This window comes from Beijerinckia sp. 28-YEA-48, assembly GCF_900104955.1.
Lineage (GTDB): Bacteria > Pseudomonadota > Alphaproteobacteria > Rhizobiales > Beijerinckiaceae > Terripilifer.
Genome location: NZ_FNSI01000001.1, coordinates 2,608,279 through 2,630,282 on the forward strand (window position 1 = coordinate 2,608,279; position 22,004 = coordinate 2,630,282).

Sequence of the window (22,004 nt, forward strand, 5' to 3'; positions counted from 1 at the left end):
GGGATATGGGCGAGGGCAATCGTAAAGGCATCGTCGCCATGTGCGCGGCGGTTGCCTGTTTCACGACAACCGATGGCTTGATGAAACTGGCGACGGAGACGTTGCCAGCCTCGCAGATCATCGCGCTGCGCGGCCTGATCGCCCTGACATTGATGAGCGCCGTCGCCATCAGCGCGCGCATGTGGCGCCACGCCGGCGGCCTGCTCCACCCGCTCGTGCTGCTGCGTGTCTTCTTCGAAATGTCGATGATCGTCGCCTATGTGAGCGCGCTGAGCCGCCTGCCCCTCGCCAATGTCTTCAGCGTCCTGCAGGCCGCCCCCATCGTCATGACCGCCTTTGCCGCCTTCATCTGGGGCGAACGGGTGAGCCTGGGCCGTTGGATCGCCATCCTCATCGGCTTTGCCGGTGTCGCCCTGATCATCAAGCCGACGCCGAGCGGCTTTGAACCGGCGATGACGCTCGCCCTCATCGCCAGCCTATGCGTGGCTGGGCGCGATCTGTCCACGGCGCGCATCCCGCGCACCCTGCCCGCCATCCTGATTACATTTTCAGCAACGCTCGGCAGCACGCTGGCGGGCGGTCTGTTGTCCTCCGTCGAGACCTGGCATCCGGTCGGCCAACGCGAGGTGCTGATCCTGGGCGGCGCCGCCCTTGCCTTGGCAATCGGCAATTACGCCGTCATCGTCGCCTATCGCAGCGCCCCCGTCTCTATCGTATCGCCCTTCCGCTACATGGGCGTGGCCTTTGCCATTTTCTTTGGCTGGATGGTGTGGGGTTTCGTGCCCGACGCCATCGCCCTGGCCGGCATTGTCATCGTGGTTTTGGCGGGTCTCTACACCATCAGGCGATAGGCGCTGTCCACATAAGACAAAAGACCAATGGCCAAACGCCCGCCGGAAATGCCTTTGGTGGCGGATTACAAAACACGGTGCTAGAGCAAATCGCGTTTCGGTAGAAACGTGATTTTGCTTAGGTCCTCTTATGTGGACGCGTCTTCATGGCGCTCGACGATTCCGTCGAGCTGTGAAACGCTATGAGAAGGGTTTTAAGCATTAGCCGTGGGGGCGGCAGGGGGATTCATGCAGTTCTTATTACGACTGAGTCGCGGCATTGACGCACTCAACGAGCGGGTCGGTTACCTCTGCGATTATCTTGTCCTCATCGTTTGTTTCATCAGCGGCGGCAATGCGCTCATGCGCTACACGTTCAGCTATAGCTCGAACGCCTTCCTCGAAATCCAATGGTATCTGTTTGGCGCCATCGTCCTGCTCGGCGCCTCCTATACGCTCAAGCGCAACGAACATGTGCGCGTCGACGTGCTCTACGCCAATCTGTCGGAACGCGGCCGCCTGATCATCGATGCTGTCGGCTTCCTCTGTTTCATGCTGCCGGTGATGATCTTTCTCATCTATCTCAGCCTTCCGGTTTTCCTGCGCTCCTTCGCCAATGGGGAACTGTCGCAAAATGCCGGCGGCCTCACGCTTTGGCCGGCGAAACTGCTGCTGCCGCTTGGCTTCTTCCTTTTGTCGTTGCAAGGCGTTTCGGAGCTGATCAAGCGCTGCGCCGCCCTGATGGGCTTAATCGAACTTGAAACGAAATACGAGAAACCCCTGCAATAAAAGGGTTTCCATAGAGGGTACGGGCTGAGGGGCTAGCACATGTTTTCTCACGGCGTCATGCCGCCACTGATGTTCGCCGGAATGATCTGTTTCATGGTCATCGGCTTTCCCGTCGCCTTCTCGCTCGGCGCGGTCGGCATGTTCTTTGGCCTCATCGGCATTCTCACCGGCCATTTCGATGCCAGTTTCCTGCAAGCGCTGCCGTTGCGCGTCTATGGCATCATCAGCAACGAACTGCTGTTGGCCATTCCATTCTTCACCTTCATGGGCGCGTTGCTCGAACGCTGCGGCCTTGCCGAGGATCTGCTTGAAGGCACCGGCCAGCTCTTTGGCCCGATGCCCGGCGGCCTCGCTGTCGCGGTCATTCTCGTCGGCGCGATCCTGGGCGCGATCACCGGCACGGTCGCCGCCTCCGTCATCGCCATGGGCGTGATCTCGCTGCCGGTGATGATGCGCTATGGCTACGATATGAAGCTAACCACGGGCGTCATCGCGGCGTCCGGGACGATCACCCAGCTCATACCACCCTCCCTGGTGCTGGTGGTGCTGGCCGACCAGCTCGGCAAATCGGTCGGCGACATGTATCTGGGCGCCATCGGCCCCTCGATCCTGCAGGTGTCGATCTTCCTCCTCTATATTCTGGCACTGGCGATCCTGCGCCCCAATGCCATGCCGCCGATCCCGCCGGAAGCGCGCCAGCCGTTCGGCTGGAAGCTGTTGCGCCGCGTGCTGTGGGGCATGATTCCCTCGATCGTCCTGATCTTCCTGGTGCTCGGCACGATCTTCATGGGCCTGGCGACGCCAACCGAAGCCGGCGCGCTCGGCGCCATCGGCGCGCTGGTGCTGGCCGCCATGCACCGGCGCCTGACCTGGACTTTGGTGCGTCAGGCCATGGCCTCGACCATGACGCTGACCTCCATGGTGGTGTTCATCCTGATCGGCTCGACCGTGTTCAGCCTGGTCTTCCAGGGCATGGATGGCGGACGTTGGATCGAGCACATGCTGACGGGCCTGCCTGGCGGTCAGGTCGGCTTCCTGATCTTCGTCAACATTTTCATCTTCTTCCTGGCGTTCTTCCTCGACTTTTTCGAGATCGCCTTCATCGTCATTCCGCTCTTGGCGCCGGTCGCGGCAAAGCTCGGCATCGATCTCATCTGGTTTGGCGTGCTGCTCTGCGTAAACATGCAGACGTCGTTCATGCATCCACCGTTCGGCTTCGCTCTGTTCTATCTGCGCGGCATCGCGCCGCCGCAGGTGAAGAGCTCCGATATCTATTGGGGCGCGCTGCCTTGGGTGGCAATGCAGCTCATCCTCGTGATCGTCGTCATCGCCTGGCCGGAATCAGTCACCTATTGGCTCGATCACGGACCGAAGGTCGATCCAAATTCGGTCAAGATCGAAGTGCCGATGAACGACGCGCCGCCGCCGCTCAAGTTTTGAAGCCTTGAACCCAACCCGTCATTGCAATGACGGGTCGACATAAAAAATCCCCGGCCAAGGCCGGGGATTTCTTTTTTGCAAGGGTGGATCCGATCAGCCGCGAGCGCGGGCGCGGATCATGAAGTTGTCGAAGTTATATTCGGCAACCTGCCACCACAGATATTCGTCGTTGCGGAATGCCATATAGGCATCGTGCATCTTCTTGAACTTCGGATTCTTGGCGGACTGATCCGCATAGACTTCGTTGGCGGCCTTGTAGCAGGCTTCCATCATGTCCTGCGGGAACGGCTTGAGCTGCGTACCAGCCGCAACAAGACGCTTCAGCGCGCCCGGATTGACAGCGTCATACTTCGCTTGGCAATCCTTGTTAGCTGCCTGAGCCGCCGTCTTGACGATCGACTGATAGCTCTTGGGCAGTTCGGCGAGCTTCTTGTCGTTGATGATGAAATGCAGCGCCGCGCCGCCTTCCCACCAACCGGGGAAATGATAGAACGGCGCGACTTTCTGGAAGCCGAGCTTTTCATCATCGTAGGGGCCGACCCATTCGGCCGCATCGATCGTGCCCTTTTCCAGCGCCGGATAGATATCGCCGCCGGCGATGACCTGCGGCACCACGCCGAGCTTGGTCAGCACCGCGCCGGCAAAGCCGCCGATGCGCATCTTGAGACCATCGAGATCCTTGACCGACTTGATCTCCTTGCGGAACCAGCCACCCATCTGCGTGCCGGTGTTGCCGCCGGGGAAACCGACGCCGTTATAGTCCTTGAGGAACTCGTTGATCAGTTCGTTGCCGCCGCCATAGTAGAACCAGGCATCGAGCTGGCGCGAATTGAGACCGAAAGGCACAGCCGTGCCGAAGGCGAAGGTCGGATCCTTGCCCCAATAGTAATACATGCAGGTGTGGCACATCTCGACGGTGTTGTTCTGCACCGCATCAAGCGCCTGGAGAGCCGGGACGATTTCACCGCCGGCGAAGCATTGGATCTGGAACTTGTTGTCAGTCGCTTCAGCCACTGCCTTGGAGAAGGTCTCGGCCGCCCCATAAATGGTGTCCAGGGACTTGGGAAAGCTCGATGTCAGTCGCCATTTGATTTCCGGCGCGCTCTGCGCGATCGCCGGAGCGGCAACAGCTGCGCCTGCGGCGCCAAGACCGGCGGCCTTGATGAACTGACGGCGTTTCATGCTCATGCACTTCTCCCTTCGCGACAATAGTAGAGCCGGCGGATCGCAATTGCCTCCGCTCCTGACCGGCCGTGGTAGCGTTTTGCAGTTTGACGAAGTCAAACGCCACAAAGACGCGTCCGAACCAAAATCCTAGGCGAAATGGCGTTTCTGTCGAAACGCAATTTCGCTCAGGGCCGGGACTATATTTGAACGATTCAGGCCCGTCACCAACACTTGGTGTTTCACAACACCTGCTGGTTTCAGCCCTGTGGATGCTGGATTTTCGCCCCCGTTTGGTCGTTCCCGCGCTTGTTGAATGAGGCTGCTTCGACTATCGGGTTCTACCGTACCGGCTGCTGCCCGTCTGTATTAGACTTTCGAATGAGGTTTCCGAATCCGATTGGGGAATCGACAGCGGCCATGGACCCGGCGAGCGGGTCGGCAATGAGGAGACGGCGTATGCAAGCGCGTTTGAATGTGGCTTTCCTCGGACTGGGCGTCATGGGTTACCCGATGGCCGGTCATCTCAAGCGCAAGGGCGGCCACACCGTCACCGTCTACAATCGCACCGCCACCAAGGCGCTGAAATGGGCCAGCGAGTTCGACGGCAAGGCCGAACCGACCCCGGCGGAGGCCGCCCGCGGCCAGGACATCGTGTTCGCCTGCGTCGGCAATGACGAGGACCTGCGCTCCGTCACCCTCGGCCCGCAGGGCGCTTTCGCCGGAATGAAAAAAGGCGCGGTGTTCGTCGATCACACCACGGCCTCGGCCGATGTGGCGCGCGAGCTGCATGCCAAGGCGCAGGAACTCGGCATCGGCTTTATCGATGCACCCGTCTCGGGCGGCCAGGCTGGCGCGGAAAACGGCGTCCTCACCGTCATGTGCGGTGGCGACGAAGCGGATTACGAACGCGCCGAACCGCACATCATGGCGTTCGCGCGCGCCTGTCGGCGCATGGGTGGCCCGGGCGCCGGCCAGCTCACCAAAATGGTCAACCAGATCTGCATCGCCGGCCTCGTGCAAGGCCTGGCCGAGGGCATTGCCTTCGCGCAAAAGGCCGGCCTGGATGCTGGCGCCGTGATCGACGTGATCTCGAAGGGCGCGGCGCAATCCTGGCAGATGGAGAACCGTTACAAGACGATGATCGACAATAAGTTCGACTTCGGCTTCGCGGTCGATTGGATGCGCAAGGATCTGTCGATCTGCCTGAATGAAGCGCGCAACAATGGCGCGCATCTGCCGGTCACGGCCTTGGTCGATCAGTTCTATTCCGACGTGCAGGCCATGGGCGGCAGCCGCTGGGATACGTCGAGCCTGGTCGCGCGCCTCAACAAGAAGTAAGGCGCTCGACCACCTTCCCGTCATTGCGAGCGAAGCGAAGCAATCCAAGAGTCAAGGTGTAGATCATAGACGTAAAATGCCCGCGCGCAGACATTTCCTAACGTCCTACCGTTTGCCCCTGGATTGCTTCGTCGCTGCGCTTCTCGCAATGACGGTAAGCGTTCTGCGAAATGCCAACGCGTTATTCGGCCGTCGCTTCCACCATCAGCACGTCAAGCATGAAGGAGCCATTGGCTTCGATGCCGAAATGCGCACGCGTTTCGGCGGAAGCCGCCTCCTGCAGCACATGGATGGCGCGGATATTGTCCGGTGGCGTGCGCATACGCGCTGTCCACGTCGGAAAATCCATCCGCAGCCGCCAGGTGCGGCTGCCCTGCACGGCGAAACCGGCACGACCCAACCCTGAGAACCATTGCGCCGCCGTGTAGTCGCGCACATGCGAGGTATCGCGCAACAGCTCGATCGCCTGCAGATGCGTGTCGAACAGGGCCTGCCCCGGCGCATAGGCATCGATGAAGATAGCCGGCGCCTGGCGCTTCAACACGCGCCGCGCCTCGCGCAAACCGCCTTCGAAATCGCGCCAGTGATGAGCTGAATAGCGGCAGCCGAGGAAATCGAACGAACCATCCTCGAACGGCAGGCGTTCGGCCGGCGCTTCGACGGTTTCGATATTCGTCAGTTTCCGGTCGCGCGCGGTGGCTGCAACCGCCGCCAGCATGTCACGCGACAGATCGCTGGCGACGACCGAGCCGGCGTGACGCGCCATCGCATAGGCGACATGGCCGCCGCCACAGCCCAGATCAAGCGCGCGCGCTGGGCGATGCGCGCGGGCGCTCGCCTCTACCGCCTGGAGATCCTCGCCCTTGGCGTGGACGACGCTTTCCACATAGGCCTTGGCCCGGGGCCCGAACTGGGCCTCGACGACTTTCTCATGCACTTTATTCGCTGTCTGGTTCATCGCGCCGCTCCTTCATCCTTGCAGGCAGAATGACCCAAATTTAAACTGTTACAATCTAGATAGTTATCCTAGTATAACTGCTCCCATGCTCGATACAGATCAACGCCGGCTTCTCGGCGCCTTCATTCGCACCCATCGCGAGCGGCTGCGACCCAGCCTGCCGGGCCGCCGGCGCACGCCTGGCCTGCGCCGCGAGGAACTGGCGGCGGAAGCTGGCATGAGCGCCACCTGGTGCGCCTGGCTGGAACAGGGTCGCCCGGTGCAAGCTTCGCCCGATGCGCTTGGCCGCCTGGCCAAAGCTTTGTCGCTGTCGCAAGCCGAGCGTGCCTATCTGTTCGAACTCGCCGGCCGGCTCGACCCGCAGGCACCGGCCGAGCCGGAAGCCGATGCGCCCGCCTCCCTGCTCGCCATCGTCAACGATCTGGCGCATCCCGCCTATGGCCTCGACCGGCTGTGGAACGCCTGCTGCTGGAACCCTGCCGCGGCGCGGTTGTTCCTTGGCTGGCTCGACGGCGATCATCAGCGCAATCTGCTGCGCTACATCTTCCTCGAAGAGTCAGCGCGCCAACTGATCCCTGAATGGGAAGATCGGGCGCGCCGTCTGCTGGCGGAATTCCGCGCCGATTATGGCCACACCTTTCGCGACGCCCGCGTCAAGAGCCTGGTCGATACGCTACGCCGCGACAATCCCTTGTTCGCGCGCGCTTGGGCCGAACAGGACGTGCAGCATCGCGCCGGCGGCTTGCGCGATTTCGACCATCCGCAAGATGGTGCCCTCTGTTATGCGCAACACACGTTCACGCCTGCCGAACGGCCGGACTACAAACTGGTCGTGCTGGTCCCCGTCGCAGCGGAAAGCGGCGCGACAAAGCGTGGCGCACACGGCAAGGGCCAAACAAAAAGCAAACGCGACGGGCGTTAAGCCCGTCGCGCTCTAAATCCTCTGGAACGCTGTTTTACGGGCGCTCCGGTTTCTTCTGTTGCGGCGGGCTCCGCTGCTGCTGTTGCTGCTGATGCTGCTGTTGCTGGCGTTGCTGCTGCATCTGCTGTTGTTGCTGCTGCTGACGTTGCTGCTGCATCTGTTGTTGCTGCTGCTGTTGGCGTTGCTGCTGCATCTGCTGTTGTTGCTGCTGCTGACGTTGCTGCTGCATCTGCTGTTGTTGCTGCTGCTGACGTTGCTGCTGCATCTGCTGTTGTTGCTGCTGCTGACGTTGCTGCTGCATCTGCTGTTGTTGCTGCTGCTGACGTTGCTGCTGCATCTGCTGTTGTTGCTGCTGCTGACGTTGCTGCTGCATCTGCTGCTGCTGACGTTGTTGCTGCATCTGCTGCTGCCTCACCTGATCCTGCTGTTGCTGCTGACGCTGCTGTAACTGGCGGGCTTGATCCGCCTGCTGGCGCTGCTGCTGCAAGATCTGCTGTTGCGCCGGGCTTGGTCCCGCATTGGGAGGCGCAACAGGCGGGCGACCAGGCTGTGCCTGCGGCGGCACATTGGGCACCGACGGACGGTTCGGCTGCGCCCCGGGCACGCCCGGCGGTCGACCTGGCTGCGGCTGCGCATTCGGCGAGGTCTGCGGCAAGGTCTGCGGCAACGCCTGACCACCCGGCACAGGCCCACCCGGACGACCAGGTTGCGCGCCTGGAACCGGCGCTGGGGTCGGCGGTGTGCCCGGCGGATGCGCGGCCTGCCCGGGCTGACCCGGTGCTCCCGGAACGGCCGGCGGATGGCCTGGTTGCTGCGGCTGCACATTGGGCAAGGTCTGCGGCAAGGTCTGCGGCAATGCCTGGCCACCCGGCACAGGCCCACCCGGACGACCGGGTTGTCCTGGTTGTCCTGGCTGAGCACCCGGAACCGGCGGCGTGCCCGGCGGACGAGCGGCCTGCCCCGGCTGGGCTCCCGGTGCTGCCGGCACGCCCGGCGGGCGGCCTGGCTGCGGCTGCACATTGGGCAAGGTCTGCGGCAACGCCTGACCACCCGGCACCGGGCCGCTCGGACGGCCTGGCTGACCCGGCTGTCCGGGTTGGGCGTTCGGCAAAGGCGCCGTCGGCGCGGTGGTCACCGCACCGGGCAAGCCGGGCGGCACCGCACCGGGCAAGCCGGGAGGACGACCGGGCTGAGCCCCCGGGACCGGCGGCGCGCCCGGACGACCCGGCTGCTGCACGCCTCCTGGCTGCACACCTCCTGGCTGCACGCCTGGCAGCGGCGCGGTGGTCGGTGCGGTCGTGACGGGCGTGCCCGGCTGACCCGGGCGGGCGCCCAAGCCCAGGCCTGGCGTGTTCAACAATTGCTGCGGATTGCCCTTCACCACCACAGGGGCTGCCTGCACCGGCGCACCCGTGCCCGGACGCAGATTGATCAGCTGCGTCGTGCCCGGCTTGACGGCGCTCGGCGGCGCGGCGACCGGCGGCAGGAAGGGACGTTGGCCACCGATCGGCGCGGTGACCGGACCACCCGGACCACCGGGAGGCATATTTGGCGGCGGCGCGCCGACGATCGGCGGACGGCCCTGGCGGTTGGCGATGATACGACCAGCGACAATGCCGACAGCCAACGCGGCGGGGATCGCCACATAAGGCGCGATCCCAACACCCGCCGGACGATCTTCTTCATAGACGATCGGCGGCGGCGGGGCGGCCACATAGGCCGGCGGGTAAACCCACGGCGGCGGCGGCACGACAACCGGCTCGGCCAGGTAGTATTCCGAATCAGCACCCCAGACCGGCGGCGGCGGCGGCGTCCACCAGGCCGGCACAGGCGCCATGAAGACGGCCGCTGGCGGCGGCGGCGCCGGCTCATAATAGACCGGGCCTCCACCGCCCGCGAAAAACACCGTTTCCTCCGGCGGCGGCGGCGGCACGTCATAGCTGATTTCGGTGAAGCTCGGCGGCGGTTGCAACGCGGACGACAACCGGGCCAGACGGCCCTGCGCCTCCCTCACATGAGGACCGCGCGGATAGTGGCGCAGATAGCTCCAATAGGCGTCGGGCGAATTAACGATCAGCGTCCGCCGCCAGACGAAGGCCTCGCGACGGGCCGCCAGCATGCCGCGCACATTGCGCGAATAGGGGCTCGAGGGGAAAGCAACGAGGAAATCATCATAGCCACGGATGGTGTCGAGCTCGAGCGCCGTCGCATAAGCCTCATCCACGCTAAGCTCGCGCAGCGGCCTGCGGCGACGTTCGATCACCGCCTGGGGCGAGACCTGCATCGCCGGCGCGCCGGCGCCACGATCGAGCAAGGCCAGCGGCGGATCAATCTTCGAGACATGCCAGGGCACTTGTGCGCCGGCGGTCAATTCGGCGGTGCGCGCCCGCACGCGCACCATGATCTCATTCAGGTCGAGACCAGGTTGGCGCAGCATTTCGGCCAGCGCCTGGGCATAGGGCCCATAGGGCGCCTTCGGCATCGGCGCCACTTCGCCGGGGCCAGCGTTGAAACCAACGAGGCTGCCACGGTCCGGATCGGTCAGCGTCAGCCCTGGCGGTGTTGCGGCTTCCTTGGCGAAGGGGCTTGGATAGGCCAGATCGAACAGAACGATCTTGGCGCGGTTCTGCAGACCCGCGAGAGGACGCGTCAGATCGGAAAGACGAATGGCGGCCAGCGCCAGATCAGCCTCGCGGGTGATGCGCGCGCCGGTCGGCACGAAATAGTTTTCGCCATCGCTCTGCACGCCATAGCCAGACAGATAGATGGCAGCAACAGCGCCAGGGCCAGCCGCTTCCACCTTCTCGACGAACTCGCGATAAGCGGCGCGGAAAGTATCGACATCGAGATTGCGCGCGCCGGTGACATCAAAGCCCGCGGACTTCAGGGCGTCGGCGACAAGCGCCGCATCATTGGCCGCTGTCGGCAGCGAGGCAGGGCCGTAATCATCATTGCCGATGACAAAGCCAAAGCGGGCTTCAGTGGGTTGCGCTGGTGCGGGTTGTGCGATGGAAGGCGTGTGGATTGGGATTGCGAGCAAAGTGGAAACGATCAGAGTCCAGATCAAACGCATGATTTCCCTCGTCGTTCGTTGTGCCCGCGTCGCACCCAATAGAATATTCAGGGTACAGCTAGCCTTCTTCACCTGAACCATGGCTGAACAAAGACAAAGCACAGCATGAGCTGTGATTCATCCATCCAGACGTACCAGGCCTTTTGTGGCAATAACTTAGCATACGTTCCATCGCCTAACGATCAACATGGCGACGGAGCAGCTTAGCCACATCTGCAAGGACTGTCTCCATCAACACATGATAACGCCGACGTTGTCCATGTGTTCCTCCGCTGGATATCCGCTACTTCCACATGCGCGCGAAACACTTGAAAAAACGACGCGCAACTTCGGATGGCTGCTGACGCGACGATAGTGCGAGGTCGCTTTCAGATTCGCTGTGCAAACATCGAATTGGCCAGAGGCTCTCCGCTTATCTCTTTTCAGGCTTGCGCTGCGCCGTGCCGATACGCTGCGGCGAATGCAACCCGGTCTTGTTGCGGGCCACACGCCGCGGCGGACGTGGCGGCGTCCCTTCAAGCAGATTGCAAATAAGGTCGATGACCTCGTCCGTACAGACGGCCTTCGGATTGAGCCGGCTGTTGAGCGAGAAGCCGTCGAAAGCCATGAACAAAAGATGGGTGCAGCTGCCGTCCGCGAGCAAAATCTGCCGTTCGGCCGGCAAGCATTTGTGCAGCATCTCGCTCAACTTCTGCTTGCTCCATTCGATCGTACGCGCGTCATACTCCGTAGGCTGCGCCGTCGAGAGCGCCTGCATGATGTTATTGGCGAAGCAATTATCCTCAGCTGGAATTTCGCGCCAGAAGGCGGCGATGATGAAGCGCAGCCGTTGCCGGGGATTCTTGATCTCTTCGAGGTCGCGCTCCAATTGCTCCAAGCGATCGCGCAGCCAAGGGTCGCTGATGGCAACCAGCAGATCGAGTTTCGAGGCGAAGTAAGAATAGACATTGGCGAGCGATACGTCGGCGGCAGTCGCTATTTGGCGCAACGTTGTCCCGCTATAGCTGTGCTGCCGAAAAAGCTCATGCGCTGCGGCCACGATAGCATCCCGCACCTCCGCCTTTTTAACTTGGGCCAACACGCCCTCCTTTATCCAAACACTGTTCGCTATTGACACCGAATAGATTTGAGTCATTATCAAAAACGTTCATCGTTTGCTATTGCTAATACCTCATGCGGAGCCCTCTGGATGTTCGAGTACTTCGACGGCAATTACCCCTGGAACAGCGCCACTGTCATGGTGTTGAACACCGGTGCCCAGATCGCCGAAGTGGATGACGTTCTGTCTCCTATCAAGCACCTCGCGGCAGGAGCGACAGACCAAGCGAATGAAGCTTTTTGTCAAGCTTGGCAGAATGCAGCACAAAAAGTCGAGGGCTTTGCAGAGGCTGACGAAGCCCTAGGCAATCTGCGCGCAGCCGGCGGGAAATATGCCCGAGCCGCCGGCTATTACTTTGCTGCGGAGCGGCAAACATCCGTTAAAGATCCCAACCGGCTAGCGCTCTATCGCAACATGCTCCACGCATTCACAAAGTACGTGGCCTTGCGGCGCGAACCATGCGAGCGCGTCGAGATACCTTTTGATAATGGAACATCCCTGCCCGCTCTCTACGTTCGCGGTAAGGGGGCGGTCGCTAGGAAGCCATGCATCGTTCATTTCGATGGGCTGGATGTCAACAAAGAGTGGATTTACCTGAGCGGCATGCCGCACGAACTGGCGGAACGCGGGGTCTCCACATTGATCGTCGACCACCCTGGCGTAGGAGAAGCCCTGCGTCTGCGCGGATTGAAAAGCATCGTGGAAATCGAACGCGCGGCGTCGGCTTCCGTGGACTGGCTGATCACGCAATCCGATGTTGATCCCGAACGAATTGGAATGATGGCGCCCAGCCTCGGCGGCTACTACGCCATGCGCTCTGCCGCACACGAGCCTCGGTTTCGTTGCGTTGTCGCCTGGGGCGCCATGTATGACTTTGGTGCCGGCGTACGTCGTCGTCTGGCGGGAAATGGAACGCAAAAGTCCGTTCATCACTTCTTCGATCATGTGCAGTGGGTCACGGGTGCATCCAACCTAGAGGAAGCTCTCCGGATCGCGGATCAAATGACCCTCAAGGGCATTCTAGATAGAATCCGCTGCCCAATGCTTGTCGTACATGGCGAGAACGACCGGCAAGTGTCGCTCGATGCTGCAAAGCAGGTGTATGCCGAGGCCATCAACAGCGTCAAAAAAGAGCTGAAGGTGCACACGCTTGCCGAAGGCGGGAGCGAGCACTGCAGCATCGACAATATGAGTCTTAGCATCGATTACATCGCGCATTGGATTGCCCGCACACTCGACGCTCCAAAAGAGCTGGCCTGAGCGTCGTCTATTTGGCACCTCGATCAAAATTCGTTTTAACATACGGAGGCAACGATGTTGATGACGCGCCGCCATGTCCTGGCTGCATCCGCCGGCACTCTTGTCGCCGCGCCAATCACGGGTCGAGCGCAGGAAGCGCTTCCGGACGTGATGCGCGTGATCGTGTCGGTCCCAGCGGGAAACTCAATAGATAGTTCAGCGAGGGTATTCGCGGAGGCTTATCGAATCGCGACAGGCCGCAAATGCTACGTTGAAAATAAAACAGGGGCAGCAGGAACCATCGCGGCAACGGAGGTGTCGCGCGCAAAGCCCGACGGATCGGTGCTTCTGTGGACGACAGGAGGGCATACCACCACGGCAGTCCTGATGAAGAAATTGCCATATGACCCCGTCGAAGGGTTCACTCCGATGACGCCAGTCAGTGCCGGAGATGGCTTCGCTTTGATCACGCGCGCTGCGAGCCCATTGAATAGCGTTCAGGACGTCATCGATATCGCAAAGAAGACGCCCGGCAAACTTACCTACGCATCCGGTGGCATCGGGAACACCACGCACGTGGTCGGCGCACTTTTTGCCAAATACGCCGGAATCGATTTAACCCACGTTCCCTACCGATCGGACTTCCTGCCCGACCTGATCGCTGGCGTCACGGACATGATGTTCTCTTCACCGGCCGTGCTCGACCCTTTCATTAAAGACGGCCAGCTGAAACTTATAGGCATCAGCAGCCCCAGGCGATCTGAGAGATACCCAGACCTTCCTACTTTTTCTGAATTTGCCGTGCCGGATATAGGAATTCCTGCTTACTCGGCTCTACTGGCGCCGCCGAATATGCCACCTGCCACGCTTGCTACTTTGCATGAAGGAATCACACAGGCGCTTCGCTCGCAGCTCGTTGCCGCCAACTTCTCGATGATCGGCAACCGCGTCTGGACTCTGTCGCCGCAAGAATTCAAAACCTATTTGCAGAATGAAGTAGTCTATTATCAACGTGTACTGCCGCCGCTCGGCATTCAGATGAACTTCTAAGAAAGCGGACAGGCCGCCGATTTTCGACACCTCGGTCGACCGGCTCGAAGCCTATTAAAACTAGATTCGCACTCGGCACCCGCAATGCAATCGCCGTTCAATCTCAAAAGTACGTAACTGCCCGTCCAAAAGCGGTGAAGTGCTCCGCGAGACGCGATCCATTGATCAGAATCTTCACTATTTAGCGAACAATGTTCTCTATTGACATCCGTGAAATCCTAGCCATTATTCAAAAACAATCATTGTTCGTTATTTAAGGAGAGGGTTCATGCTGCATGCCGCCTATCGATCGCAGGAAATGAATCCCGGCAAAATGCCGGCATTGTTCCGCAAGCAATTTGAACTCTGCCAGGTCAAGCCAGGCGAGACGATCGCCTGCATCACCGACCTCGGCACGCGGCGCGAATATGTACAGGCGGCCTTTGCCGCCGCCGACGAATTGCGCGCCGATGTTTTCGAGATGTGCGTCAATATGATTCCCGGCTGGACGAAGGTTGGCGTGCCGACGATCGGTCAGTGCAAGGGCACCCTCGACGCGCTGCGCCAGGTGGATATGATCGTCATCTTCCACGTGCCGCTGTTTGCCTCGTGGCTGAAGGAGGTTCGCGCCGCGGGTGTGCGCGTGTTGATGATCATCGACGCGCCCGACGATCTCGAACAGCTGCAATCGCCGCCCGGCCTGAAAGAAGCGGTAGTCTACGGCCGCGATCTTTATACCAAGACCAAGACGGCCCGGCTCGTCTCGGATGCGGGCACCGACCTCACCTGGTCGCGCGGCGAATTTCGGGTGATGGCGCAATATGGCTATGCGGACGAACCCGGCCGTTTCGACCATTGGGGCGCCGGCCACATCCATACCTTCCCCAACGAAGGCAGCGCCAACGGCACAGTGGTGATCCAGCCCGGCGACATCATCATTCTTCCCTACTGCCGTTATGTGGTCGATCCGGTCCGCCTCAAGATCGAGAACGGCTTCATCACCGAACTGGATGGCGGCCTTGACGCCAAACTGATGCGCGACTGGCTCGACGACGCCAAGGCGTCCGACGACGATCGCGATCCTTATGCCATTTCGCATCTGGGCTGGGGCCTCAATCCGCAAGCGCCTTGGTACTGGATGGGTCTACAAGGCGAAGTGCCAGAACGGTCCCGCGTAGCGGCACGAGCCTTCGCCGGCAACTTTCTGTTCTCGACCGGACCGAATTCGGAAGGCGGCGGCAATCGCAAGACGCGCGGCCATTACGACGTGCCGATGCGCGATTGCACCTTGATGCTCGATGATCAGGTGATCATCGAGAAAGGCCGCATCATCGATCAAAACATGATCGTCGAACGCATCCGACGCTGATCCGCCGGCCTGGAGGGGATCCCGCGCCCATGGCGCGGGACTGGGCCACAACGAGCCTTTCCGAGCAGTCGGAAACACGGAGGGAATGGATGCTGATCGCCGATTATCCGCAGCAAGAGCCACCGTCGGCTGTCGGTCTCGCCTATGGCGAGGCCTGCGCGACCCGCTCGGCCGCCGTGACATTCGATGAGCTCCGCTACGGCGACAATCCCTATCAAAGCATCGCCATCTACCGGCCGGAGAAACCAAACGGCATCCTGTTCGGTTTCTCCCACGGCGGTGGCTGGACTGGCGGCTATAAAGAATGGATGGGCTTCATGGCGCCCGTTCTGAACGCCAGCGGTATCACCTTCGCCTCGATCGGCTATCGCCTCGCGCCACAACATCTGTTTCCAACGGGCGTGGAAGATATCGCCCAAGCCATCGCTCTCCTAAGCCATCGGTGCAGCGACTGGGGTTGCGATCCAAGGTCCTTCTTTCTCGGCGGACACTCAGCCGGCGGGCACTATGCCGCCCTGCTCGCGGTCACGCGCGACTGGCAAAAGCCACTCGGGCTCGACAACACGGTCATCAGAGGTTGCCTACCCATTTCCGGTGTCTACCGCTTCGGCGATGGGTCTGGATTGTCGATGCGTCCGCGCTTTCTCGGCCCCGAAGGCAATGGCATGGACATCGCGGCCAGCCCCGTCCTGCGCATCGACGGCACGCCGCCACCTTTTCTGATGGCCCATGGCGATCGCGACTTTCCGCATCTCATCACCCAGGCGGAAGAGATGGAGCGCGCGCTGGAGACCGCAGGCGGCGATGTCACCCGGCTGGTGTTGCGAGACGCCGATCATTTCCAGGCGAGCCTCGCTGCGGGCGACGACACGGCCTTATGGGCGCCCACCGCGATCGGCTGGATGAAGGAACGGGCGGCATGAGCCCGCCCTCCGCGCTCAGTGTCGCCCATCTGTCGCGGCGGTTTGGCGCGACGCAGGCGCTGCAGGATGTCTCATTCGATCTCGCGCCCGGCGAATGCCTGGCGCTGCTCGGCCAGAACGGCGCTGGTAAATCGACGCTGATCAAAATTCTCAGCGGTTTGCAGCGGCAGGACAGCGGCACGATCAAACTGTTCGGCGACGCCGTGGCCTTCGCTCATCGGCGCATGGCGCTCGATGCCGGCCTCGTGGTCGTGCCGCAGGAATTGCGCGTGGTGCCGCTGGCGAGCGTGGCGGAGAATGTCATGCTTGGACGCCTTCCCAGCAATCGTCTGTTCGGGGTTTTGCCGCAGGTCGACCGGCAGGCGCTGCGCCGCGAAGCGGCGGCGGCTCTGGCGCTTGTTGGGGTTTCTCTCGACCTCGACCGCCCGGCCGGGGCGCTGTCCTTCGCCGAGCGACAGATGATCGTGATCGCTCGTGCCCTTGGCCATCGTGCCCGCATTCTCATGCTTGATGAGCCGACAGCCGCGCTCGACCGGCCGGAGGTTGAACATCTCTTCACGGTTTTGCGTCGCCTTAAGCAACAGGGCGTCGCGTTGATTTATGTGTCGCACCGGCTCAAGGAAATAGACGTCATCGCCGATAAGCTGCTCGTTCTGCGCGACGGCCGGGTCGCGATGAATAGCGCGGCGCCCCCCTTCCCCCATTCCGGCATCATCAGCGCGATGACCGGCCATGTGAAGGCACCGGAAGACACGCGCCACGAATTTCACGAAGCTGGCGCAGAGGTCGCGCGACAGGATGTCAACGGCGTGGTCATTGCCTGTCAGCGCGCCAGGTGTATCGGCCTTGGCGGATTGCTCGGGTCGGGCATCAGCACGGTCGTCCGGCGCTTCTTTGGCAGCAATGGTTCAGCGATCAGCCGGTCCATCAATCGCGGCTGGGGCTATCTGCCGCCCGAGCGCGCGCTAGCCTTGGTGCATGCGCTTTCGGTCCGCGACAACATCGTCCTGCCGCATCTGCGCCATTTCGCCACCGCCTTCGGCCGCGACGAAAAGAAAATAGATCAGGCGGTGATGCGCATGATGCAGATGCTCGACGTCAGACCCTTGCGGCCAGACCTGCCAGTCCGCGCCCTCTCCGGCGGCAATCAGCAGAAAGTCGCGCTGGCGCGCTGGCTTGTCGGCAAGATCGATCTCCTGCTGCTCGACGAACCGACTCACGGCATCGACGTCGCGGCAAAAGACCAAATTCATGCGCAGATCCGCCGTTTCGTGGCGAAAGGCGGCGCGGTTCTGATGGCCAGTTCAGATGTGCCCGAACTCCTGAGCATTAGCGACGAAATCAAGATCATGCGCCAAGGCCATGTCACCGGCAGCCTGCGGCGCGACGAAGGTTTCGACGAACTCGCCTTTCACGCGCTGGCAGAGGAAACCGCATGAGCGACACGACATTGCGTCCTTGGACCACGGCTTTCGTCAAAAACCGCGTCCGCCTGAGTGAACAGACACCGCTTCTGGTTCTAGTCGTCCTGTGCACGGTCGCTTCGATTGCATCCGAGAATTTCCTGACGCCCTTCAACATCACCAATCTGCTGCTGCAGGCCGCGGTAATCGCCGTCATCACCATCGGCATGACCTATGTGATTGTCGCCGGCGGTTTCGATCTGTCTGTCGGCTCCGTGGTGGCTCTCTCGGGCTGTCTGGCGGCGCAGACGATGCTTCACTTCGGTATCGTCGCGGGGATTATCGTCGGCGGCGCCACTGGCGCTGCGGTCGGATTGATCAATGGCTTGGTCATCACGCAGCTCAGAGTGAGCCCCTTCATCGCCACATTGGCGAGCATGGTTCTCTTTCGCGGCGTCGCGCTCATCATCACGCAAGGCGCGCCCGTCGTCGGCGATGAAGGCCTGCCGGCATCTTTCGTGCATTTTGGCGTCGGCCGTTGGCTTGGCATCCCCCTGCTCGTCTGGGCAGCCCTGGTCCTCGCCGTGGTGTGCGGTTGGATATTGCATCGCACCATCCTTGGCACACGCATTTTCGCCGTCGGTGGCAGCCGTGAAGCCGCTTTGCTCGCCGGGATCATGGTCGAGCGCGTTACCACCACGGCTTACGTGATCTGTGGCACGCTCGCGGGCCTTGCAGGCGTCATGCTGGCTGCACGGCTGCAATCGGGGCAACCGACCGCCGGCGAGTTTTATGAATTGACCGCTATCGCGGCCGTCATCCTGGGCGGGGCTTCCCTACAAGGCGGCGAAGGCCGTCTGCATCGCAGTCTGATCGGCGTGCTGATCATGACAGTGCTCGCCAACACGCTCAATCTGATCGGCGTCGATAGCTATTGGCAGCGCGTCACGATCGGCGTGGTTCTTGTCGCTGCGGCCGCCGCCGATCAGGCGCGTCGCCGGTTTTCTTAAAATGCTCCAGCAAGGGAAGAAGATCATGATCAGCAAACGGATATTTCTCGGACTTGTGTTGGCACCGCTGCTTTCAACAAGCGTCATGACGCATGCCATGGCCCAGACCAAGGAATACACCATCGGCGTTGCGCTCGCTTCGGACACCAATCCTTTCTACATCGCCATGCGGCGCGGCATCGAGGCGCGAGCCAAGGAGCTGGGCGTCAAAGTGGTCTTCGTGACGGCCAATGAAGTCATCGCGCAACAGGTGACCGGCATCAACGATCTGGTCGCCCGCAAGGTCGATGGGATTCTGGTGTCGCCGATCGATGCCGTGGCCGTCGCAGCAGCCTATCAGGCCGCCGGCGAAGCGCGCATTCCCGTGATCTCCGTGGCCCGCCACGCCAATTCGCCGCATCAGTCGGCTTATGTCTCCATGGATGAGAAAGGTGTCGGGCGCGACATCGCCACCTGGATCGGCAAAGCTGTCGGCGGTAGCGCCGACGTGGCGATGATTACCGGCCCCGCCGGTGCGGCGACCTTCCGCAACATCAATGCCGGCCTTGACGAAGGTTTTAAGGCACAACCGCAGATCAAGATCGTCTACCGCAAGGATGCGGCGCTGACCCGCGAGGATGGATTGAAATATGCCGAAGACATTCTCGTCGCCCGCCCCGGCATCAAGGCGATCTATTGCGCCAATGACGAAGTGGCGCTTGGCGCCGTCCAGGCCGTGACGGCTGCGGGCAAGCGCGGCCAGATCATCGTGACTGGCATGAACGGCATTCCTCCGGCCCTGCAGGCGGTCAAGAATGGCTCACTCGGGCTCACGGTGGAGCTCAATCCCGTCTCTTGGGGACGGCTGGGCCTTGAGACCATGGTTGATTGGCTCAACGGCAAACGCGCCTCTGACCTTGTGACGGTCCGTCACGTGCTCATCGACGCGAGCAATGTCGCCAATGCCTTGCCGCCTGCAAAATAGCAACTCATTCGGAAACAGGGGCCACGCCGACATAACGCGCACGTGGGCGGATGAGACGGCCGCTCTGGAATTGCTCCAACGCATGCGCGATCCAGCCGGTGCAGCGCGCTGTCGCGAAGAGCAGGAACGGCGCGTCGTCGACCAGCGCAAGCGATGAAGCCAATGCGGCGAGTGCGAAATCGATATTCGGCGCTTCGCCGGTGATCGTCTCGGCGACGCGCTGGATGTCTTCGAACTCAGCCGGCATTTTGCATGCCGACAGCAGGGCGCGGGCACGCGGATCGCCTTCGGGATAGAGCGGATGGCCAAAGCCCGGTACGGCCGCGCCGAGGTCGAGCCGCGCTTGCACGGCGTTCTCCGCGCCAACGCGCCGCGCCTCCTCCAAGAAGGCACGCACGCGGCGCGCCATGCCGCCATGCAACGGCCCCGACAAAGCGGCGAGCCCCGCCATGACGCAAGCCGCCAATGACGCGCGCGTCGAGGCAGTGACACGCACGGCGAAAGTCGAGGCGTTCAGCTCATGATCGGCGAGCAGCACCAATGTCCGGCGAATGAGATCGGCGCCTTTCGCGTCACACCCCCAGGCACGCGCCAGGCGATCGTGGATCGGCCCCTCGCCCGGCCCGCCCGCCACCGCATCGACCAAGGCATCGAGGACGGCGGCGGCCTCGAAATAGAGCGCCTTGGGCGTGCGGCCGGCAATGGCAGGATCATTCGCGGCGCGCGCGGCGATGGTCGCGAACATGCGCTGCAAGGGCGTACCAGGACCGATCGGATTGGACTGCGGCGGAAAGCGCGCATTGCCGCACGCCCAAAGCAGGCGCGCGACGTCTTCAAGACGCGCGGTCTGCGCCAGCGTCTCCACATCCTGGCCGCGATACCACAAACGCCCGTGCGCCACCGTGGTGATCGTCGAGGCCAACACCGGCTCGCCCCAGGCGATGGCGTCTTCGGCGATCGCCGCGTTCCGCCGCCCGCGCGTCTTGCGATAGCTCAGACGGTCGACGTCGGCGGCGCGATAGAGCCGGCGGCGCGGATCCTCGTCATCCGCCTTCGCCTCGATGCGGCCGCGACTGACATAGGCATAAAGCGTCTGCGGCCGCAGTTTCAGCCGGGTCATCACGTCCTGCGCGCTCAGCCATTCGCTCATATCGCTACTTTTCACGTCGATATATTGATTATCTTTATCAATATTGATTCTATGCCGATCAGGGCCAATCCTCAAGCATCATTGATTGATGGAGTTCAGCCATGCCCGATCTCACCCCCATCTCCGACGGTCTCGAAGATGTCGTCGCCGCCAGCACGGTCCTTTCCGAGGTCGATGGCGCTGCCGGCCGCCTGATCCTGCGCGGCCATGCGCTCGAAGACATCGCCGGCCATGCCGACTTCGCCGAAGCGGCGCGGCTGATGTTCGACGGCTTCTTTCCCGATCTGCCGGCGGGCGAGGCTTTCGCCCGGGCGCTTGGCCAGAGCCGGGTGGAGGTGTTCAGCGAAGTCGCAGCCCTCGACAGCACGCTCATCAGCCGCACACCGACCGAGGCGCTCCGCGCCCTGATGGCGCGGCTGCCCGATGGCGACGATCTCGCCACCGCCCTGCGGTTTTTGGCGGCGCCAGCCGTGTTCACGCCAGCAATCGTGCGGGCGCAGCGCGGCCTTGCCGCCATCGCGCCCGATGCCTCGCTTTCCCATACGCAAGATATTTTGCGGATGATGCACAGCGACGGCCCGACCACGACCCAGGCGGCGGCGCTCGATGCCTATCTCGTCACCGTCTGCGACCACGGGCTCAACGCCTCCACCTTCGCGGCGCGTGTCGTTGCTTCCACACGCGCCGGCCTTGGATCGGCGGTGCTCGCGGGCTTGAGCGCGCTGAAAGGGCCACTGCATGGCGGCGCGCCGGGGCCGGTCATCGACATGCTCGATGAGATCGGCGACGCCAGCCACGCGAAGGCCTGGTTGGAAGCAGCATTGCAGCGTGGCGACCGGCTGATGGGTTTCGGCCATCGCATCTACCGTGTGCGCGATCCGCGCGCCGATGCGTTAAAGCGGGCGATCCGTAAACTCGACGCAAGCGCCGGCCGCCTCGCCTATGCCGAGGCTGTGGAAGCGGCGGCGCTCGCCATCCTGCGCGAGCGCAAGCCGAACCGCTCCTTGCAGACCAATGTGGAATTTTACACCGCATTGCTGCTGGAAGCTCTGGCCTTTCCGCCCGACACATTCACTTGCGTCTTCGCCATGGGCCGCACCATCGGCTGGCTCGCCCATGCGCGCGAACAGATCGCCGGCGGCCGCCTCGTGCGCCCGCAATCGATTTATATCGGCCCGATGCCGCAACAGGCGGCGTGAACGGCACGCATTAAACGCAACCCTGCTGCTGTCATGATTTGGCAGCAGGGTGTGTTTCAGGGTCCATCCTCAAGTACTGTCGCCATCGCGCTATGAAACCTG

The 22,004-nt window shown here is 62.0% G+C and carries 18 protein-coding genes; 13 read left to right on the forward strand and 5 right to left on the reverse strand.

Annotated elements, in window-relative coordinates; translation table 11 throughout:
* Positions 1-5 precede the first annotated feature (5 nt).
* The 3 genes from BLW50_RS12285 (at position 6) to BLW50_RS12295 (ending at position 3,059) form a co-directional block, all read left to right on the forward strand.
* Positions 6-851: a DMT family transporter gene (locus BLW50_RS12285; protein ID WP_090702459.1), complete on the forward strand. Its 846-nt coding sequence runs from the start codon at positions 6-8 to the stop codon at positions 849-851.
* 228 nt (positions 852-1,079) lie between these two features.
* The gene (locus BLW50_RS12290) at positions 1,080-1,619 is read left to right on the forward strand and encodes a TRAP transporter small permease subunit (protein ID WP_090702462.1); all 540 of its coding nucleotides are present in this window, start codon (positions 1,080-1,082) and stop codon (positions 1,617-1,619) included.
* Between the two features lie 39 nt (positions 1,620-1,658).
* Positions 1,659-3,059 (forward strand): TRAP transporter large permease, encoded by a 1,401-nt coding sequence (locus BLW50_RS12295; RefSeq protein WP_090702465.1) that lies wholly within the window; start codon positions 1,659-1,661, stop codon positions 3,057-3,059.
* Positions 3,060-3,152: 93 nt separating this feature from the next.
* On the opposite strand, the gene BLW50_RS12300 is transcribed toward BLW50_RS12295, so the two are convergent.
* A complete protein-coding gene (locus BLW50_RS12300) occupies positions 3,153-4,241 on the reverse strand; it encodes a TRAP transporter substrate-binding protein (protein ID WP_090709050.1) in 1,089 nt (362 codons plus the stop codon).
* A gap of 441 nt (positions 4,242-4,682) precedes the next feature.
* On the opposite strand from BLW50_RS12300, the gene BLW50_RS12305 reads away from it, so the two are divergent.
* Positions 4,683-5,564, forward strand: coding sequence for an NAD(P)-dependent oxidoreductase (locus tag BLW50_RS12305; protein WP_090702468.1), 882 nt, complete (start codon positions 4,683-4,685; stop codon positions 5,562-5,564).
* A 181-nt stretch (positions 5,565-5,745) separates the two neighbouring features.
* Here the strand turns inward: BLW50_RS12305 and BLW50_RS12310 are convergent, their stop codons facing one another.
* The gene (locus tag BLW50_RS12310) at positions 5,746-6,522 is read right to left on the reverse strand and encodes a class I SAM-dependent methyltransferase (RefSeq protein WP_090702471.1); all 777 of its coding nucleotides are present in this window, start codon (positions 6,520-6,522) and stop codon (positions 5,746-5,748) included.
* Between the two features lie 85 nt (positions 6,523-6,607).
* On the opposite strand from BLW50_RS12310, the gene BLW50_RS12315 reads away from it, so the two are divergent.
* A complete protein-coding gene (locus BLW50_RS12315; protein ID WP_090702473.1) occupies positions 6,608-7,444 on the forward strand; it encodes a helix-turn-helix transcriptional regulator in 837 nt (278 codons plus the stop codon).
* Between the two features lie 34 nt (positions 7,445-7,478).
* Here the strand turns inward: BLW50_RS12315 and BLW50_RS30685 are convergent, their stop codons facing one another.
* Both BLW50_RS30685 and BLW50_RS12325 read right to left on the reverse strand, forming a co-directional pair.
* Entirely contained in the window at positions 7,479-10,517 is a 3,039-nt protein-coding gene (locus tag BLW50_RS30685) for a caspase family protein (RefSeq protein ID WP_170850121.1), read from the reverse strand.
* A 412-nt stretch (positions 10,518-10,929) separates the two neighbouring features.
* Positions 10,930-11,595, reverse strand: a complete 666-nt coding sequence (locus BLW50_RS12325) for a TetR/AcrR family transcriptional regulator (protein WP_170850122.1) — start codon at positions 11,593-11,595, stop codon at positions 10,930-10,932.
* 111 nt (positions 11,596-11,706) lie between these two features.
* Between BLW50_RS12325 and BLW50_RS12330 the strand changes: the two genes are divergently transcribed.
* From BLW50_RS12330 to BLW50_RS12360, 7 genes are all read left to right on the forward strand, one after another.
* Positions 11,707-12,876: an alpha/beta hydrolase family protein gene (locus tag BLW50_RS12330; RefSeq protein ID WP_090702479.1), complete on the forward strand. Its 1,170-nt coding sequence runs from the start codon at positions 11,707-11,709 to the stop codon at positions 12,874-12,876.
* Positions 12,877-12,930: 54 nt separating this feature from the next.
* Complete coding sequence (locus tag BLW50_RS12335; RefSeq protein WP_090702482.1) at positions 12,931-13,905, forward strand: Bug family tripartite tricarboxylate transporter substrate binding protein; 975 nt, start codon at positions 12,931-12,933, stop codon at positions 13,903-13,905.
* Between the two features lie 268 nt (positions 13,906-14,173).
* Complete coding sequence (locus BLW50_RS12340) at positions 14,174-15,253, forward strand: 2,5-dihydroxypyridine 5,6-dioxygenase NicX family protein (RefSeq protein ID WP_090702484.1); 1,080 nt, start codon at positions 14,174-14,176, stop codon at positions 15,251-15,253.
* Positions 15,254-15,342: 89 nt separating this feature from the next.
* On the forward strand, positions 15,343-16,176 hold the full coding sequence (locus BLW50_RS12345; RefSeq protein WP_170850123.1) for an alpha/beta hydrolase: 834 nt from the start codon (positions 15,343-15,345) through the stop codon (positions 16,174-16,176).
* Positions 16,173-17,615, forward strand: a complete 1,443-nt coding sequence (locus BLW50_RS12350; RefSeq protein WP_170850124.1) for a sugar ABC transporter ATP-binding protein — start codon at positions 16,173-16,175, stop codon at positions 17,613-17,615. The genes BLW50_RS12345 and BLW50_RS12350 overlap by 4 nt, the downstream gene beginning before the upstream one ends.
* The gene (locus BLW50_RS12355) at positions 17,612-18,589 is read left to right on the forward strand and encodes an ABC transporter permease (RefSeq protein ID WP_210186072.1); all 978 of its coding nucleotides are present in this window, start codon (positions 17,612-17,614) and stop codon (positions 18,587-18,589) included. The genes BLW50_RS12350 and BLW50_RS12355 overlap by 4 nt, the downstream gene beginning before the upstream one ends.
* A gap of 25 nt (positions 18,590-18,614) precedes the next feature.
* A complete protein-coding gene (locus BLW50_RS12360; RefSeq protein ID WP_170850125.1) occupies positions 18,615-19,553 on the forward strand; it encodes a substrate-binding domain-containing protein in 939 nt (312 codons plus the stop codon).
* Between the two features lie 4 nt (positions 19,554-19,557).
* On the opposite strand, the gene BLW50_RS12365 is transcribed toward BLW50_RS12360, so the two are convergent.
* Positions 19,558-20,703: a citrate/2-methylcitrate synthase gene (locus BLW50_RS12365; protein WP_090702494.1), complete on the reverse strand. Its 1,146-nt coding sequence runs from the start codon at positions 20,701-20,703 to the stop codon at positions 19,558-19,560.
* A 119-nt stretch (positions 20,704-20,822) separates the two neighbouring features.
* Between BLW50_RS12365 and BLW50_RS12370 the strand changes: the two genes are divergently transcribed.
* Positions 20,823-21,902, forward strand: a complete 1,080-nt coding sequence (locus BLW50_RS12370) for a citrate synthase/methylcitrate synthase (protein WP_090709058.1) — start codon at positions 20,823-20,825, stop codon at positions 21,900-21,902.
* Positions 21,903-22,004 lie beyond the last annotated feature (102 nt).

What these genes read in the sequence shown, in the direction of transcription:
- BLW50_RS12285 (WP_090702459.1), top strand. Translation starts at nt 6, where the DNA reads ATGGGCGAGGGCAATCGTAAAGGCATCGTCGCCATGTGCGCGGCGGTT.
- BLW50_RS12290 (WP_090702462.1), top strand. Translation starts at nt 1,080, where the DNA reads ATGCAGTTCTTATTACGACTGAGTCGCGGCATTGACGCACTCAACGAG.
- BLW50_RS12295 (WP_090702465.1), top strand. Translation starts at nt 1,659, where the DNA reads ATGTTTTCTCACGGCGTCATGCCGCCACTGATGTTCGCCGGAATGATC.
- BLW50_RS12300 (WP_090709050.1), bottom strand. Translation starts at nt 4,241, where the DNA reads ATGAAACGCCGTCAGTTCATCAAGGCCGCCGGTCTTGGCGCCGCAGGC.
- BLW50_RS12305 (WP_090702468.1), top strand. Translation starts at nt 4,683, where the DNA reads ATGCAAGCGCGTTTGAATGTGGCTTTCCTCGGACTGGGCGTCATGGGT.
- BLW50_RS12310 (WP_090702471.1), bottom strand. Translation starts at nt 6,522, where the DNA reads ATGAACCAGACAGCGAATAAAGTGCATGAGAAAGTCGTCGAGGCCCAG.
- BLW50_RS12315 (WP_090702473.1), top strand. Translation starts at nt 6,608, where the DNA reads ATGCTCGATACAGATCAACGCCGGCTTCTCGGCGCCTTCATTCGCACC.
- BLW50_RS30685 (WP_170850121.1), bottom strand. Translation starts at nt 10,517, where the DNA reads ATGCGTTTGATCTGGACTCTGATCGTTTCCACTTTGCTCGCAATCCCA.
- BLW50_RS12330 (WP_090702479.1), top strand. Translation starts at nt 11,707, where the DNA reads ATGTTCGAGTACTTCGACGGCAATTACCCCTGGAACAGCGCCACTGTC.
- BLW50_RS12335 (WP_090702482.1), top strand. Translation starts at nt 12,931, where the DNA reads ATGTTGATGACGCGCCGCCATGTCCTGGCTGCATCCGCCGGCACTCTT.
- BLW50_RS12340 (WP_090702484.1), top strand. Translation starts at nt 14,174, where the DNA reads ATGCTGCATGCCGCCTATCGATCGCAGGAAATGAATCCCGGCAAAATG.
- BLW50_RS12345 (WP_170850123.1), top strand. Translation starts at nt 15,343, where the DNA reads ATGCTGATCGCCGATTATCCGCAGCAAGAGCCACCGTCGGCTGTCGGT.
- BLW50_RS12350 (WP_170850124.1), top strand. Translation starts at nt 16,173, where the DNA reads ATGAGCCCGCCCTCCGCGCTCAGTGTCGCCCATCTGTCGCGGCGGTTT.
- BLW50_RS12355 (WP_210186072.1), top strand. Translation starts at nt 17,612, where the DNA reads ATGAGCGACACGACATTGCGTCCTTGGACCACGGCTTTCGTCAAAAAC.
- BLW50_RS12360 (WP_170850125.1), top strand. Translation starts at nt 18,615, where the DNA reads ATGATCAGCAAACGGATATTTCTCGGACTTGTGTTGGCACCGCTGCTT.
- BLW50_RS12365 (WP_090702494.1), bottom strand. Translation starts at nt 20,703, where the DNA reads ATGAGCGAATGGCTGAGCGCGCAGGACGTGATGACCCGGCTGAAACTG.